Annotated in this window: 14 protein-coding genes; all 14 read right to left on the bottom strand. The window is 53.4% G+C overall.

What is annotated here, in order from left to right:
* Nucleotides 1–119: 119 nt before the first annotated feature.
* Nucleotides 120–566: a dUTP diphosphatase gene (dut, locus tag KJW29_RS07810; RefSeq protein ID WP_108994329.1), complete on the bottom strand. Its 447-nt coding sequence runs from the start codon at nucleotides 564–566 to the stop codon at nucleotides 120–122.
* Nucleotides 547–1,812: a M16 family metallopeptidase gene (locus KJW29_RS07805; protein ID WP_087570918.1), complete on the bottom strand. Its 1,266-nt coding sequence runs from the start codon at nucleotides 1,810–1,812 to the stop codon at nucleotides 547–549. The genes dut and KJW29_RS07805 overlap by 20 nt, the downstream gene beginning before the upstream one ends.
* Nucleotides 1,813–1,872: 60 nt before the next feature.
* Complete coding sequence (locus KJW29_RS07800; protein ID WP_214629332.1) at nucleotides 1,873–2,883, bottom strand: polysaccharide deacetylase family protein; 1,011 nt, start codon at nucleotides 2,881–2,883, stop codon at nucleotides 1,873–1,875.
* A 201-nt stretch (nucleotides 2,884–3,084) separates the two neighbouring features.
* Nucleotides 3,085–5,190 (bottom strand): polyribonucleotide nucleotidyltransferase, encoded by a 2,106-nt coding sequence (gene pnp / locus KJW29_RS07795; protein WP_214629331.1) that lies wholly within the window; start codon nucleotides 5,188–5,190, stop codon nucleotides 3,085–3,087.
* A 145-nt stretch (nucleotides 5,191–5,335) separates the two neighbouring features.
* Nucleotides 5,336–5,605, bottom strand: a complete 270-nt coding sequence (gene rpsO, locus KJW29_RS07790) for a 30S ribosomal protein S15 (protein ID WP_087570920.1) — start codon at nucleotides 5,603–5,605, stop codon at nucleotides 5,336–5,338.
* A gap of 164 nt (nucleotides 5,606–5,769) precedes the next feature.
* Nucleotides 5,770–6,711: a bifunctional riboflavin kinase/FAD synthetase gene (locus KJW29_RS07785; RefSeq protein WP_343222830.1), complete on the bottom strand. Its 942-nt coding sequence runs from the start codon at nucleotides 6,709–6,711 to the stop codon at nucleotides 5,770–5,772.
* A gap of 149 nt (nucleotides 6,712–6,860) precedes the next feature.
* On the bottom strand, nucleotides 6,861–7,769 hold the full coding sequence (gene truB / locus KJW29_RS07780; RefSeq protein ID WP_214629329.1) for a tRNA pseudouridine(55) synthase TruB: 909 nt from the start codon (nucleotides 7,767–7,769) through the stop codon (nucleotides 6,861–6,863).
* Between the two features lie 2 nt (nucleotides 7,770–7,771).
* On the bottom strand, nucleotides 7,772–8,761 hold the full coding sequence (locus KJW29_RS07775; protein WP_214629328.1) for a DHH family phosphoesterase: 990 nt from the start codon (nucleotides 8,759–8,761) through the stop codon (nucleotides 7,772–7,774).
* Complete coding sequence (gene rbfA / locus KJW29_RS07770) at nucleotides 8,758–9,114, bottom strand: 30S ribosome-binding factor RbfA (protein WP_087570923.1); 357 nt, start codon at nucleotides 9,112–9,114, stop codon at nucleotides 8,758–8,760. Before rbfA ends, KJW29_RS07775 begins: the two co-directional genes overlap by 4 nt.
* 7 nt (nucleotides 9,115–9,121) lie before the next feature.
* Entirely contained in the window at nucleotides 9,122–11,848 is a 2,727-nt protein-coding gene (infB, locus tag KJW29_RS07765) for a translation initiation factor IF-2 (protein ID WP_425517553.1), read from the bottom strand.
* 40 nt (nucleotides 11,849–11,888) lie between these two features.
* Nucleotides 11,889–12,239, bottom strand: a complete 351-nt coding sequence (locus KJW29_RS07760) for a L7Ae/L30e/S12e/Gadd45 family ribosomal protein (RefSeq protein WP_087570925.1) — start codon at nucleotides 12,237–12,239, stop codon at nucleotides 11,889–11,891.
* On the bottom strand, nucleotides 12,223–12,540 hold the full coding sequence (rnpM, locus tag KJW29_RS07755; RefSeq protein WP_087570926.1) for an RNase P modulator RnpM: 318 nt from the start codon (nucleotides 12,538–12,540) through the stop codon (nucleotides 12,223–12,225). The genes KJW29_RS07760 and rnpM overlap by 17 nt, the downstream gene beginning before the upstream one ends.
* Nucleotides 12,541–12,585: 45 nt before the next feature.
* Nucleotides 12,586–13,683: a transcription termination factor NusA gene (gene nusA, locus KJW29_RS07750; protein WP_087570927.1), complete on the bottom strand. Its 1,098-nt coding sequence runs from the start codon at nucleotides 13,681–13,683 to the stop codon at nucleotides 12,586–12,588.
* A 50-nt stretch (nucleotides 13,684–13,733) separates the two neighbouring features.
* Nucleotides 13,734–14,195 carry a ribosome maturation factor RimP gene (rimP, locus tag KJW29_RS07745; protein WP_214629326.1) on the bottom strand — a complete coding sequence of 154 codons (462 nt, stop codon included), beginning with the start codon at nucleotides 14,193–14,195 and terminating at the stop codon, nucleotides 13,734–13,736.
* Nucleotides 14,196–14,338: the final 143 nt, after the last annotated feature.

The following is a 14,338-nucleotide window of genomic DNA, read 5'->3' as shown; positions in this document are numbered from 1 at the left end:
CAAATAAGCAATCAGATGCTCATAAGGATATAGACCATCTTATGCCGCCGCCCAAAGCGGGGTGAAAGTTTGCGCGCAACAAAAAAAGCCGTACAGCCGATAGCCGTACGACTTCCTCATTATTTCACCCCGGTATGTCCGAAACCGCCTGCGCCTCTCACCGTATCCGGAAGCTCTTCCGCTTCCTCGATCGTCACCTGGGGAACGACCTGGAACACCATCTGCGCAATACGTTCGCCTCTTGTGATGGCAAATGGCTCCGCCCCCAGATTAACGAGCAGCACCTTCACCTCTCCGCGATAATCCGCGTCGATCGTGCCTGGCGAATTCAGGCAGGTAATGCCATGCTTGTATGCCAGTCCGCTGCGCGGACGAATCTGCGCTTCCAGCTCCATGGGCATCGCCATGGAGAAACCCGTCGGAATGAGCTTGCGCTCTCCCGGCTGCAAGACTACAGGCTCGCTTACGGCAGCCTGCAGGTCGAAGCCCGCAGCCCACTCCGACATTTTGCGAGGAACCGCGATGTCCTCGTTGCCTTCCAATCGTTTAAACAGAACCTGGTACAAGCTGATCTCTCCTCAATCCCGCAAATTCTTTGTCCGTCGTGCCCACTGTCGCTACTGCAAAAGGCACGGCCAACATCCGCTTGGTTACTTCGCGGATATGATCCATCGTCACATTATCGATACGCGCAAGCAGCTCGTCAAGCGTGTAATGGCGTCCCAGCATCAGCTCGTTTTTTCCGATCCGGTTCATTCTGCTGCTCGTGCTCTCAAGGCTCAGGATAAGAGATCCCTTAAGCTGCTCTTTGCCTCGATGAAGCTCGTCTTCGCCCAGTCCCTTGACGGACAATTCGTGCAGCTGTTCCATGGTCAGCTCCAGCACGTCCTTCGTCTGCTTCGGAGCCGTACCCGCATAGACCGTAAACAGACCGGAATCCGCATAACCCGTATGATACGAATAGACGGAATACGCAAGTCCGCGTTTCTCCCTGATTTCCTGGAAAAGCCGCGAGCTCATGCCGCCGCCGAGCGCGTTATTAAGCAGCACCATCGGATACAGCAGCGGATCGGCGTTGGAGCAGCCTGGGAAGGAGATGCAGAGATGATTTTGCTCCGTTTTTTTCTTAAAGAAGATATAGTCCCCGTGGAAAGCCGGCGGCGTTACGACTACAGGCTCCGAATGCCGCGAGAAGGCGCCAAAGTACTGCTCCAGCATCGCCAGCAGCTTCTCGTCTTCCACATTGCCCGCCACGCTGATGACGGTGTTCTCAATGGTGTATCTGTCGTTCATGTAACCGCGCAGCGTATCGGGACCCATCGACTCCAGCCGTTCCTTAAGCCCGAGAATGGAATAGGCAAGCGGATGACTGCCGAACGCGGCGCGCGAAGCTTCATCATGGACCTTGTCGTCCGGAGTATCCTCGTACATCGCGATTTCTTCAAGAATTACGTTTTTTTCTTTGGCCAGCTCTCCTTCGTCGAACTGCGAATGGAAGAACATGTCCGACAAGGCATCCACGGCAAGCGGCAGATGTTCGTCAAGCACTTTCGCGAAGTAACACGTATATTCCTTCGACGTAAAAGCATTGACGTTGCCTCCGATGCCGTCGAACAGATCCGCAATGTCCTTGGCGGACCGTTTCTCCGTACCCTTGAACAACATATGTTCGATAAAATGGGAGATGCCGCTGTTGTCTACCGTCTCGTTGCGAGAGCCTGTTTTCACCCAGATACCGAACGAAACGGAACGAACTGTAGGTATATTTTCCACCATGACGCGCAAGCCGTTGCTAAGTACGTATTTATTCACCAAGCGTCCCCCTATATTGGCGTTATGCCAATCTGTATTAACACGAATGATTCCACTATATCAGAATCCAACTCCGCCCTCAACAACAGCGGGCGTCCGCTCCGAAGACAGCGTCTGGCTTACTGTGCCGATCAAGTATCCCTTCGCCTTGGCGCTTGCAATCATGCCAGGCAGCGCTTGGCTCGAAGAAGCTGTCGGATGCATGAGAATCAGCGCCCCCGGCTCCAGCTTTCTGTCGATTTTCTCCACAATGGCACTCGGCGCCGGCTTCATCCAGTCGATCGTATCGATGGTCCACAGCACCGTCTGCAAGCCCAGCTCCTTCGCGATCTGCAAGGTGGCTCCATTGTAGGAACCGGACGGCGGGGCGAACCACCGATTATCGCCAATGCCCAGCCTCTCTTGCAGCAGCTTCTCTGTACGCGTTATTTGGGAAGACTGATCGTTTCGATTCAAATTTTTCATATCCGGATGCGAATACGCATGATTGGATAACTCATGACCGGCATCCATAATTTTGCGGGCAAGCTCGCTATTCTTGTTCAGCCAGGAACCGTCCAGAAAAAACGTTGCCTTGACATTCTCCCTGGCAAACGTCTCCAGGATGGGATCAATGTACTCATTGCCCCAAGCGACATTGACCATAAAAGCGATCATCCGTTTGTTAGGATTGCCTCTGTAGATCGGCTGCGCGCCAAGATCCCCGAGACCGATCTTCGGTTCGATTTCTTTGTATTGATAAGGGATGGAATCCGTCCTGGCTGCTTGAAGAGCCGCTTCGTAGGTACGCTCGATATCGACGGCAAGTCCGTTATAGCCGGGAATGGCATGCCAAACCCGATCAATCCTAGCATCGATTGGCGCCGAATACCGACTTTCGGCTTCCGCGACGATCCGATTGTACAGCTCCTTCTTCTCTTCTTCCGACAAGGAAGGCGGTCCGAACGCGTAAGTCGCGTCATGCCCGGCCTTAACCGAGTGGATAAAAGCACTAATATCCCCGTTTAATCGTATAAATACGAGCACCATCAATAGGCTTGCCGCTATTGCGGCAGCTTTGCGCAGCGCCATGTCCCCCACTCCCCGCTTATCCAGTCCCATCCGGAATCCTGCAGCGCCTGAACAGCTAAAACGGCGGTGCTGTTGGAGTCCGATATGCGGTTATGAACCATCTTATGAGCGGAAGGACAACTTTATGCGGCTTGTACCCAAACAAAAAGAGGCAGATGATATCTGACTCTTCGCTTGGTGCCTATTTAGTTTCGAGTGAAATTACTTGGTTTCCGAGGACGCTTCCTGCGTCAGGAGCACTTTGCGCGAAAGGTTGACTCTGCCTTGCTGATCGATCTCCGTTACCTTCACGGTAATCTGATCGCCAATTTTAACAACGTCCTCGCATTTCGCTACGCGTTCCGTAGACAGTTGGGAGATGTGGACAAGGCCGTCCTTGTTCGGCAAAATTTCGACGAATACGCCGAACTTCTCGATCCGTTTGACCGTTCCCAGATAAATCTCTCCGACAACAACTTCCTTGACGATGCCTTCGATAATCGACTTGGCTTTTTGATTCATCTCTTCGTTGGAGGAAGCGATAAACACCATGCCGTCTTGCTCGATATCGATTTTGACACCTGTTTCCTCGATAATTTTGTTGATGATTTTGCCGCCGGCGCCGATAACGTCGCGGATCTTGTCCGGATTAATGCGGAGCGTCAAAATCTTAGGCGCGTATTTCGACAAGTTCGTACGCGGCGCGCTCATCACTTCCATCATCTTGCCGAGGATATGCAACCGTCCTTGACGCGCTTGCTCCAGCGATTGCTGCAAAATCGCGCGGTCGATGCCATCGATCTTAATGTCCATCTGAATCGCCGTAACGCCGGCAGCGGTACCAGCCACTTTGAAGTCCATATCGCCCAGATGATCTTCCATCCCTTGAATATCGGACAGGATGGAGAAATGTTCGCCGTCCTTGATCAGACCCATCGCGATACCCGCTACTGGCGCTTTGATCGGAACTCCTGCGTCCATCATGGCCAGCGTGCTGGCGCAAATGCTCGCCTGCGACGTAGAGCCGTTGGACTCAAGTACTTCGGATACGAGACGAATCGTGTAAGGGAAATCCGTTTCCGAAGGAATAACCTTGGACAATGCGCGTTCTCCGAGCGCGCCGTGGCCGATCTCCCTGCGTCCTGGAGGACGTAAAGGACGAGCTTCGCCTACGCTGAATGGCGGGAAATTATAATGGTGCATAAAGCGCTTGGTCTCTTCCGGCGAGATGCCGTCAAGAATTTGCACGTCGCCCATTGCGCCGAGCGTACAGATGCTTAGCGCCTGAGTCTGACCGCGTGTGAACAGGCCAGAGCCGTGCGTGCGCGGGAGCAGGGATACATCGCATTCGATCGGACGAATCTCATCGAGACCGCGGCCGTCGGGACGTACCTTGTCATGCGTAATAAGGCGGCGTACTTCTTCCTTCACGATGTCGTAAAGCACTTCCTTCACGTCGCCCAGCCATTCTGGCGTATCGGCGTAGACCGTCTCGAAGTGAGTCACGGTATCGCCGTTTACGGCGTCGATTGCTTCTTGACGCGCGTGTTTTTCGGTGATCTTGATCGCTTCTACCAGACGTTCCGATGCGAATGCGCGAACCGCAGCGTTTACTTCTTCGTTTACGGCGTGAAGCTTGACTGCCATTTTTTCTTTGCCTGCAGCTGCCGTCAGCTCTTCGATCGTAGCCACGATGCCTCTGATCGCGTCGTGCCCGAACATGATGGCTTCCAGCATGACTTCCTCGGATACTTCGTTCGCTTCCGCTTCCACCATCATGATAGCGTCCTTCGTACCTGAAACAACGACAAAAATATCCGTCTCTTGTTCCTGCTCAACCGTCGGGTTGATGATGAATTTGCCATCGATGCGGCCGACTACAACCCCGCCAATCGGTCCGTTGAACGGAACGTCCGAGATCGAAAGTGCTGCCGAAGTACCAATCATTGCCGCAATCTCCGGCGTGCAGTCTTGATCGACGCTCATAACAATGTTGGCAATCTGCACATCGTTGCGGAATCCTTCCGGGAACAGCGGACGAATAGGTCTGTCCGTCAAGCGGCTGGACAGAATGGCCTTCTCGCTCGGTCTGCCCTCGCGCTTAATGAAGCCGCCCGGGATTTTGCCCACCGCATACAATCTCTCTTCGTAGTTGACTGTCAGCGGGAAGAAATCCAGATCTTTTGGTTCTGAAGAAGCAGTGACGGTACAAAGGATAACCGTCTCTCCGTAACGAACCGTTACGGCTGCGTTCGCTTGCTTGGCCAGTCGGCCTGTCTCCAAGCTTAACGGTCTTCCGCCAAGTGTCATTTCAACTTTATGTATCATTCGCGAGCCTCCGTTCATAGTAGAATCAAAATTCTTATAGTGAGAGTTCAAAAAGGACTTTTTGAACAACCTCTTGTAATTTTACAAAAAGCAACCCGTATCCCTCTCAATGGGGACGATCAGGTTGCTTTCTGTTACGCATGTTTTAACGGCGAAGGCCGAGTTTTTCAATCAATGCGCTATAACGTCTTACGTCTTTGTTCTTCAGGTAAGCCAGCAGCTTACGGCGTTGACCGACCATCTTGAGCAGACCACGGCGGGAGTGATGATCTTTTTTGTGTTCCCGCAAATGTTGCGTCAAGTTCACGATGTTTTCCGTAAGGATAGCGACTTGAACTTCAGCGGACCCCGTGTCGCTTGCATGCGTCTTGTGAGTCTCGATCAGCTCTTGTTTACGTTCTTGTGTAATTGCCATCCTTGTTCACCTCCTTCTATCTTAATCGCCATTAGCCTCGCCGCCGCCGGTGAGAGCGGACAACCAAGCCAAGGTTCGGCTGGACCGCGTCCGAATGCTTGTACAAGCTTCGTTCGGTCACAACTTTGACCAGTATATCACATGATAAGGCAGGTTGTCGAGTTTTAAAGACTTTGATTAATCGCACGAGCTTGTGCCGCGTCGGCAGCGATCTGGCTGATCAATTGATCAATCGAACCGAACTTTTGCTCCGAGCGAATGAAAGCTTTAAATTGTACCCTGATTTCCTTGCCGTAAATGTCCCGGTCGAAATCAAACAGATTCGCTTCCATAACGGGCTTAATCTCCGACTTGTTGAAGGTCGGCTTCATTCCGTGGTTAAGTACGCCGTTGTACGCGACACCGTCCAGCCATGCCGTAATGGCATAGACGCCAAGCTTCGGGGCTACGTAAGGATCATGCAGCTCGAGATTGGCAGTAGGAAAGCCGATGGTACGCCCTCTCCCGTCGCCGTGAACGACGGTGCCTGATACTTCATAAGGACGGCCCAACAGGCTGTTCGCCTTGTCAAGATTGCCTTGCTCCAGCGAATCTCGCGTATATGTGCTGCTAACCTTGACGCCGTTATCGTATAATGGCTCGACAATGCTGACTCCGATATCCGGCTTGCACAGCTCAAGCAAAGTCGAAGCATTACCCGCGCCTTTGCTGCCGAAAGTAAAGTCGAATCCAACCACGGCATGACCGACGCCGAGAGGACGCAATACGCCGCTGACGAATTCGGAAGGCGATACCGCGGCGAAGCTGAGGTCGAAGCGCATCACATACATAATATCAACGCCGAGCTCTTCGAACAACGCCTGCTTTTTGTGAAGCGGAGTCAGACAGCTGTAATAGTGTTCTCCATGGCCCAGCACTTCCTTGGGATGCGGGGAGAAGGTCATGACAGCCGACAGCATTCCTTCCTTGCGGGCAACGTCAACCGCTTGCCGGATGACATTTTGATGCCCTCGATGTACGCCGTCGAAGTGACCGATCGCAATGGAGACCGCCTTCTCCTGCACAAGCTCTGCCAGATTCGTAAAAGGATAAGAGATCGAAATCATTTTCACCGCGAATACACCTGCATTTCCATAAAAGAGGTAGTTCAAAAACTTCGCTTCATCCAACCTTCTACAACGTTTTAAAAAAAACGCAGCATCGGAAGCATACGCTACGGTACTGAAAACCGAACTTTTTGAACCTTATTGAAATTTCAAGAGAAAACCTTGACCGGGCGCAAGCCGTAGATGTCCATGTCGCATTCGAAAATGCCAATGAACGATTCGCGGGTATCCGTCACGCGGAACAGCGTGCCATGTACCCAGGGCTCTTGAATAGATGCCGATCGAAGCGACAGCTTTTGTCCGCGCAGCGCCTTGGCTGCAGCTTCCTCCGTAACGACTGCCTTCGGAATATGGTCGATGGCTTCCTCGGGAGAGATAAGACGGCTCTCAAGCTCGCCTGCGGCCTGCAATTGCTCGATCTCCTCCAGAGTCAGGCACTGCTCGGCCTGAATTCCGCCGGACATCGTTCTGGTCAAGCTCTTCATCGTGGCTGGCACGCCGAGAGCCTTGCCAATATCGACGCATAACGTACGAATATATGTCCCCTTGGAGCATACGGCCGAGAACGTTATTTCCGGGTGTTCCATATCGAGCTCGGAAGCAAGGAGCCGAATCTCATGTATGCGAACTTTGCGAGACTTCCGGTCTACTGTTTTCCCTTCCCTGGCAAGCTCGTACAATCGCTTCCCGTCAACCTTGACAGCGGAGAACATCGGCGGCACTTGTTCAATCTCGCCCAGAAATTGTCCCAGCACGGCTTCCAGCTCTTGCTCCGTGAAACGGCGGACAGGTTCCTGTGCCAGAACGTCGCCTGTCATGTCCTCTGTATCAGTAGCAATGCCCAGCTTCAGTACCGCTTCGTAGGCCTTAGGCCGCTCCTGCACATACTCGACGACTCTCGTCGACCGTCCCAGGCATAGAGGCAAAACGCCAGTAACCATAGGATCAAGAGTGCCCGCATGACCAATCCGCTTCATCTTTAATAGTCGCCTTGCTTTGGCCACAACATCATGGGATGTCCAGCCAGCCGGCTTCCATACCGCAAGTATGCCATCCATTGTTAGACCAGCGCCTTTCTCGCGGCTTCGACTAGCAACGCCGATGCGGCCGATATCGGCCCATCCAGCGTGCAGCCGGCGGCACGGACATGCCCTCCGCCGCCAAATGCTTGAGCAATGGCAGCAACATCCGCTTTGCCGGCGGAACGAAGGCTGGCTTTGACCTGTCCGGACTCCGTCTCTTTAAACAGAATGCCGACTTCAACGCCATCTACGTTAAGAGCGTAGTTCACAATGCCTTCTAGATCGTCAGGCACCGCACCGCATTCCCGCAGATCATCCTTTGTCATGTAAAGCCAGCCAATCTCCAAATTGTCGGAGAAAGTCAAACGGCTAAGCGCAGTTTGCAGCAGCTTGAGCTTGCCGATCGTCATCTTTTCCAGCAGATGATCAGCTAGCATGCTGCCGGACACGCCAATAGCGAGCAGATTCGCCGCAATCTCCATCACGCGCGGGCTGGTGTTGGAATAGCGGAAGCCTCCCGTATCCGTCAGCAGCCCCGTATAGATCGCAGTCGCGCAATCGAGATCGGGCGTGATGTCCGCCGCTTCAAGCAAGTCGTACAAAATCTCAACGGTTGCCGCAGCTTCCGGCCGAATGATATTCAACGTCCCAAAGCCGTCATTTGTCGGATGGTGATCGATGTTCAGCAGCGCTGCGCCGGGTGCAAATAAGGTCGCTGCCTCCCCGATGCGGCGATAATCCGCACAATCGACCGCAATGATCGCATCGTAAGTGCCTTCAAGTTTAACAGCCTTTAAAGAATGAATCTCTTCGAATCGATGCAAGAATGACAGCCTTGAAGGCAGCAAACTTTCGTTCACCAGAACAGCGGTCTTCCCAAGTTTGGATAACAGCCAAGCCACAACCGATGTTGAGCTAATGGCGTCTCCGTCCGGCTGGACATGGGAGACAACAAGAAAGGAAGCATGACCTTCAATGAAGGCCAATGCTTCTTTCAACAAGTCGTTATAGCTCTGGGGCCGCGTCACTTCGCGTCGCTTCCTTTGTTAATATCTTCGAGCAAGGATTCGATCCGGCTGCCGTATTCAATGCTGCTGTCGAACTTGAATAATAGCACCGGCGTGTGGCGAAGCTTCATGCGCTTGCCAAGCTCCGAACGAAGGAAGCCTGTCGCGCTTGCCAGCGCCTTGAGCGTTGCTTCCTTCTGCTCGTCATTGCCGAGTACGCTAAGGTAAATCTTCGCTTGCGACAAATCGCTTGTCGTCTCCACGCCCGTAACGGTTATAAATCCGATGCGCGGATCCTTCAATTCCATCTGAATAATGCTGCTAAGCTCTTTTTTGATCTGCTCGCTTACGCGGCCTACCCGAATTTTTGCCATTGCTTAATCACCTCTCAACCGACTCCATGATGAAGGCTTCGATTACGTCGCCTTCTTTAATATCGCTAAAGCGTTCCAGTGTTATACCGCACTCGTAGCCTTGAGCGACTTCCTTGGCGTCGTCCTTGAACCGCTTAAGCGAATCGATCTTGCCCGTGTACACGACGATGCCGCTGCGAACGATGCGCGCCTCGGCCGAACGGGTTACTTTGCCGTCAATAATCATGCAACCGGCAATCGCGCCGACTTTCGTCACCTTGAACACGTTCCGAACTTCGGCATGTCCGATGATGACTTCCTTGTAGATCGGATCCAACATGCCTTTCATCGCTTGCTCGATCTCGTCGATGACGTTGTAGATGACGCGGTGCATGCGCACGTCGACCTTCTCTTGGGCAATCGTTGCTTCCGCCTGAGGATCCGGACGAACGTTGAAGCCGATAACGATCGTGTTCGACGCGGCCGCGAGAATGACATCGGATTCCGTAATCGCGCCTACGCCGCTGTGGATGACCTTGACGCGAACGCCTTCGATGTCGATCTTGGCTAGCGAGCCTTTAAGCGCTTCGAGCGAGCCTTGTACGTCTGCTTTAATAATGACGTTAAGATCTTTGATCTCTCCATCTTTAATGTGGCTGAACAGATCGTCCAAGGTAACGCGCGTATTGGCGCCCATCTCGGATTGGCGATGTTTGATGGCGCGGCGATCTGCGATCGCGCGTGCTTTGCGCTCGTCTTCGAATACCATAAACGGATCGCCGGCAAGCGGCACTTCCGTCAAACCTGTAATCTCGATAGGCGTCGACGGGCCAGCTTCCTTGAGACGGCGGCCTTTGTCATTTACCATGGCTCTAACACGACCGAAACAGTTGCCCGCTACAAATGCGTCGCCGATACGGAGCGTTCCGTGCTGTACGAGAATACGGGCTACAGGACCTTTGCCTTTGTCCAGCTCTGCCTCGATAACCGTTGCGCGGGCGCGCTTGTTCGGGTTCGCCTTGAACTCATTGACTTCCGCTACAAGCAGAATCATCTCGAGCAGACCCTCCAGGTTGATGCGCTGCTTCGCGGATACTTCCACAAAGATCGTATCTCCGCCCCACTCTTCCGGCACGAGCTCATATTCTGTCATTTCTTGTTTGATTTTGTCCGGGTTAGCTTCCGGCTTATCGATCTTATTAACCGCTACGATAATTGGAACGCCTGCCGCTTTGGCATGGCTGATCGCTTCTACCGTCTGAGGCATAATGCCGTCGTCGGCTGCTACTACGATAATCGTAATATCCGTTACTTGCGCGCCGCGTGCACGCATTAGCGTAAACGCTTCGTGACCTGGCGTATCCAGGAACGTAATCTTCTTGTTATTAATCTCGACTTGGTATGCGCCGATGTGCTGCGTAATGCCGCCTGCTTCGCCGCCTGAAACGTTCGACTTGCGGATGGCGTCGAGAAGCGTCGTTTTACCATGGTCGACGTGGCCCATAATCGTAACGACTGGCGGGCGAACGAGCAGATCCTCTTCTTCGTCCGTCTCTTCCACGGTCTCGAAGGTGTCTTCCTCCACCGGAATTTTCACTTCAACCTCAACACCGTATTCGCCTGCGATCAGCATGATCGCATCCATATCGATCTCTTGATTGATGGTAGCCATAACGCCCAGGAATAGAAGCTTCTTGATAACTTCGGAAGCATCCTTATGCAGCAGCTTGGCAAGATCGCCGACCGTCAGCGTGCCGCGGACGATAATCTTCTTAGGCGTGTTGTCGATCTTCTCGCGAGGAGGCTGATTCTGATGTCCTTTGCCACGGCCTTTGCCGCCGCGATTGTTCCCTTTGTTGAAGCCGCCGCCGCGTCCATCTTCGAAACGTCTGGAACTGCCGTTGCCGCTGTTGCCGCCCTTGCCGAAGCGATCGCCGCCGCCTCTGCGATCGTCGCTTCCGCCGCCTGTACGTGCCGGTGCCGGACGGGAATCGAAGCTGCGAGCCTGTCCTTGAGGCGCAGTGCCCGTGCGAGCGCCGCCCTGAGCGCCTTGGCCGCCGCCTTGACCGCCTGTGCGATTGCCCTGGCCCCCTTGGCCGCCTTGACCGTAACCGGAGCGATTGCCGCCCTGCCCGCCGGAACCGCCTTGACCGAAGCCTGGACGGTTTCCGCCTTGACCGCCGGAAGGACGATTGCCGCCTTGGCCTCCCTGACCGCCTTGGCCTCCCTGACGTTGGAAGCTGCCTTGACCTTGGCCGCCGGATGGGCGATTGCCGCCCTGGCCTTGTCCTTGACCGCCGGATGGGCGATTGCCGCCTTGGCCTTGTCCCTGACCGCCGTTATAGGAGCGTCCTCCGCCTTGGCCTTGTCCCTGACCGCCGGATGGACGGTTTCCGCCTTGACCTTGGCCTTGACCGGTTGGACGATTGCCTTGCTGTGGTTTTTGCTCACGCTGCTGATCCCTTGTTTGCTGCTGTTCGGATGGTTGTGTTTTCGTATTAATAGAGTTCGTTGTCCCCTGTCTCTCTTGAGTTGTGTTGCCGCGATTGCCTTGCTGCTGCGCGGTCTGCGGACGAGCCTGCGCAGATACGGCTGCTCCGCCGCTTTCCTGAGCGCGCTTCGCCGCCGCATTCGCTTTAATGTCGCGGAAGAAACCTTCCACTTTATGAACCATTTCGTTCTCCATTACGCTCATATGGTTGTTGACCGGCAAGTTCAGCCTTTTAAGAATCGTAATAATTTCCTTGCTGCTCATATTTAGCGACTTCGCATATTCATATACGCGAAGCTTATCTTTATTGTCCTGTTTGTTGCTCAATAGGATCCACCTCCGTATTTTGGCTCAGATGATTTTCGATCATTTTTCCGAAGTTCACATCGGTCACGGCAAGAACGACGCGTTCCGCTTTTCCTATCGCCATGCCAAGCTGTTCCCTGTCGTATGCCTCGGCGAGTTGTATTCCGTAGGTGCCGCACTTGTCTTTAAATTTTTTTTTCGTATTCGGAGATGCGTCACCGGCAAGAATGACCAGACAGGCCTTGCCCGATCTGACAGCCTTGAGCACGATTTCATCACCTGTTATAAGCTTGCCCGCACGCATGGCCATGCCAAGCGCCGACAACGCTTTGTCAGGCTTCCTCGTCATCGGACTCCAGCTCCTTTGCGGCTATAAACTGTTCCTCTACCGCAACAAATTCCTTTTCGAGCGCATCATAAATATCATCGCCGACGGACTGCTTAAGCGCCCTGTCCAACGCTTTGGTCTTCTTAGCCAGCTTAAAGCAGCTTACCTTGCCGCACAGATACGCTCCGCGTCCCGCCTTCTTGCCGGTCAGGTCGATCGCGACTTCGCCGGACGGTGTCCGAACAATCCGGATAAGCTCCTTCTTGGGCATCATTTCTTGACAGGCGACGCATTTGCGAAGCGGCACTTTTCTCGGTCTCACCGCACACCCTCCTTTATCTACATCTACGGCACTAGCCCGCCTTTGCTAATCGATCGAGACAGAATCCTGATGCATGGTGCCCATCGCGGACTTCGGACGGCCGTATTCCTGCTCGGCCTGCGTCTCGCTCTTAATGTCGATCTTCCAGCCAGTCAGCTTGGCTGCGAGACGGGCGTTTTGACCTTTGATGCCGATTGCCAGCGACAGCTGATAATCGGGCACGATAACGCGGGCCATCTTTTCTTGCTCGAATACGATAACCTCCAGCACCTTGGAAGGGCTAAGCGCGTTCGCGACATACTCCTCGACATTCTCTGACCAACGAACGATATCGATCTTCTCGCCTTTAAGCTCGCCCACGATCGTCTGCACGCGCATCCCCTTCTGTCCGACGCAAGAGCCGACAGGATCCACTTCGTCATTGCGCGAATGAACCGCAATCTTCGAGCGGAAGCCCGCTTCGCGCGCGACGGAACGAATTTCTACGACGCCGTCGTAAATTTCCGGCACCTCCAGCTCGAACAAACGCTTAAGCAGACCCGGATGCGTACGGGACAAAATGATTTGGGGACCTTTGGTCGTATTTTCGACCTTCGTAATAAAAGACTTCACCCGGTCGCCATGCTTGAACTTATCCGTTGGCATAAGCTCCGTCAGCGGCATTACCGCTTCTACCTTGCCCAGATCGACGAACAGATTGCGAACGTCCTGACGCTGCACGATGCCGTTCACGATATCTTCTTCCTTGTCGATAAAGGCATTGTAGATAAGGCCTCGCTCGGCTTCGCGTATCCGTTGGGTAACGACCTGCTTGGCTGTCTGTGCCGCAATTCGGCCGAAGTCTCGCGGCGTAACCTCGATCTCGGCGACATCATCCAGTTGATAATGCGGATTAATTTCGCGAGATGCTTCCACCGTAATCTCCAGTCGCGGATCCAACACCTCATCGACGACCGTTTTGCGAGCATATACCTTAATCACGCCGGAATGGCGGTTAATGTCCACTCTCACGTTCTGAGCAGTGTTGAAATTACGTTTGTAGCTGGATATGAGCGCGGCTTCAATGGCTTCGAGCAGCACATCCTTGGCGATCCCTTTGTCTCTCTCGATCTCTTGCAACGCCTCAATAAAATCCATGCTCATTGGAACGTTGATCCTCCTTTCGAAAATAAAAACGATAATAGGTGTAACCTTTAAAATACAATAGCCAATCTGGCGCTGGCGACTTTGGCGTACGGCAACGTATGCTGTTTTTTGCCTATGCGAACGACGGCCTGCACGCCATCGAACGATACGAGCAAGCCCTCAAATTCCTTGGAGCCGTCAACAGGCTCATATGTAGTCATGAACACATGTTTGCCTATCGCCTTAACCACGTCCTCGGGCTTCTTGAGCGGACGCTCCGCCCCGGGGGACGATACCTCCAGGAAATAAGCGCCTGAGATGGGATCGTTTTTATCCAACTGCTCGCTGACGAATTCGCTGATCCGTCCGCATTCATCGATGTCGATGCCCCCGTCCTTGTCGACGAAGATTCTGAGGAACCAGTTGCTGCCTTCCTTGATGTATTCGATATCGACCAGCTCAAAACCTTGTTCGTTGAGGTAAGGCGTCACCATAGCCTCAATCGAGGATTTGATAGTGGATGTGCTCAAATTGAGTAAACCTCCTGTAATGGTTGCGTGCGCGGAAAAGTAAATTCCGCTGATCGGGGCAACGAGAATGTCCGATTACAAAACGTAAAGAGTGGGTTTCCCCACTCTTCTGCATCAAAGATCTATCCTCATCATTGCCACAA

This window comes from Paenibacillus agaridevorans, from assembly GCF_018604145.1.
Classification (GTDB): domain Bacteria; phylum Bacillota; class Bacilli; order Paenibacillales; family Paenibacillaceae; genus Pristimantibacillus; species Pristimantibacillus agaridevorans.
Note: the sequence above shows the minus strand (reverse complement) of the source record. Positions and strands in the feature narration are given on the sequence as shown.

What these genes read in the sequence shown, in the direction of transcription:
- truB (WP_214629329.1), bottom strand. Translation starts at nt 7,769, where the DNA reads ATGGATGGCATACTTGCGGTATGGAAGCCGGCTGGCTGGACATCCCAT.
- KJW29_RS07785 (WP_343222830.1), bottom strand. Translation starts at nt 6,711, where the DNA reads ATGATTTCGATCTCTTATCCTTTTACGAATCTGGCAGAGCTTGTGCAG.
- rbfA (WP_087570923.1), bottom strand. Translation starts at nt 9,114, where the DNA reads ATGGCAAAAATTCGGGTAGGCCGCGTAAGCGAGCAGATCAAAAAAGAG.
- pnp (WP_214629331.1), bottom strand. Translation starts at nt 5,190, where the DNA reads ATGATACATAAAGTTGAAATGACACTTGGCGGAAGACCGTTAAGCTTG.
- nusA (WP_087570927.1), bottom strand. Translation starts at nt 13,683, where the DNA reads ATGAGCATGGATTTTATTGAGGCGTTGCAAGAGATCGAGAGAGACAAA.
- infB (WP_425517553.1), bottom strand. Translation starts at nt 11,848, where the DNA reads ATGAGCAGCAAGGAAATTATTACGATTCTTAAAAGGCTGAACTTGCCG.
- rpsO (WP_087570920.1), bottom strand. Translation starts at nt 5,605, where the DNA reads ATGGCAATTACACAAGAACGTAAACAAGAGCTGATCGAGACTCACAAG.
- KJW29_RS07760 (WP_087570925.1), bottom strand. Translation starts at nt 12,239, where the DNA reads ATGACGAGGAAGCCTGACAAAGCGTTGTCGGCGCTTGGCATGGCCATG.
- KJW29_RS07800 (WP_214629332.1), bottom strand. Translation starts at nt 2,883, where the DNA reads ATGGCGCTGCGCAAAGCTGCCGCAATAGCGGCAAGCCTATTGATGGTG.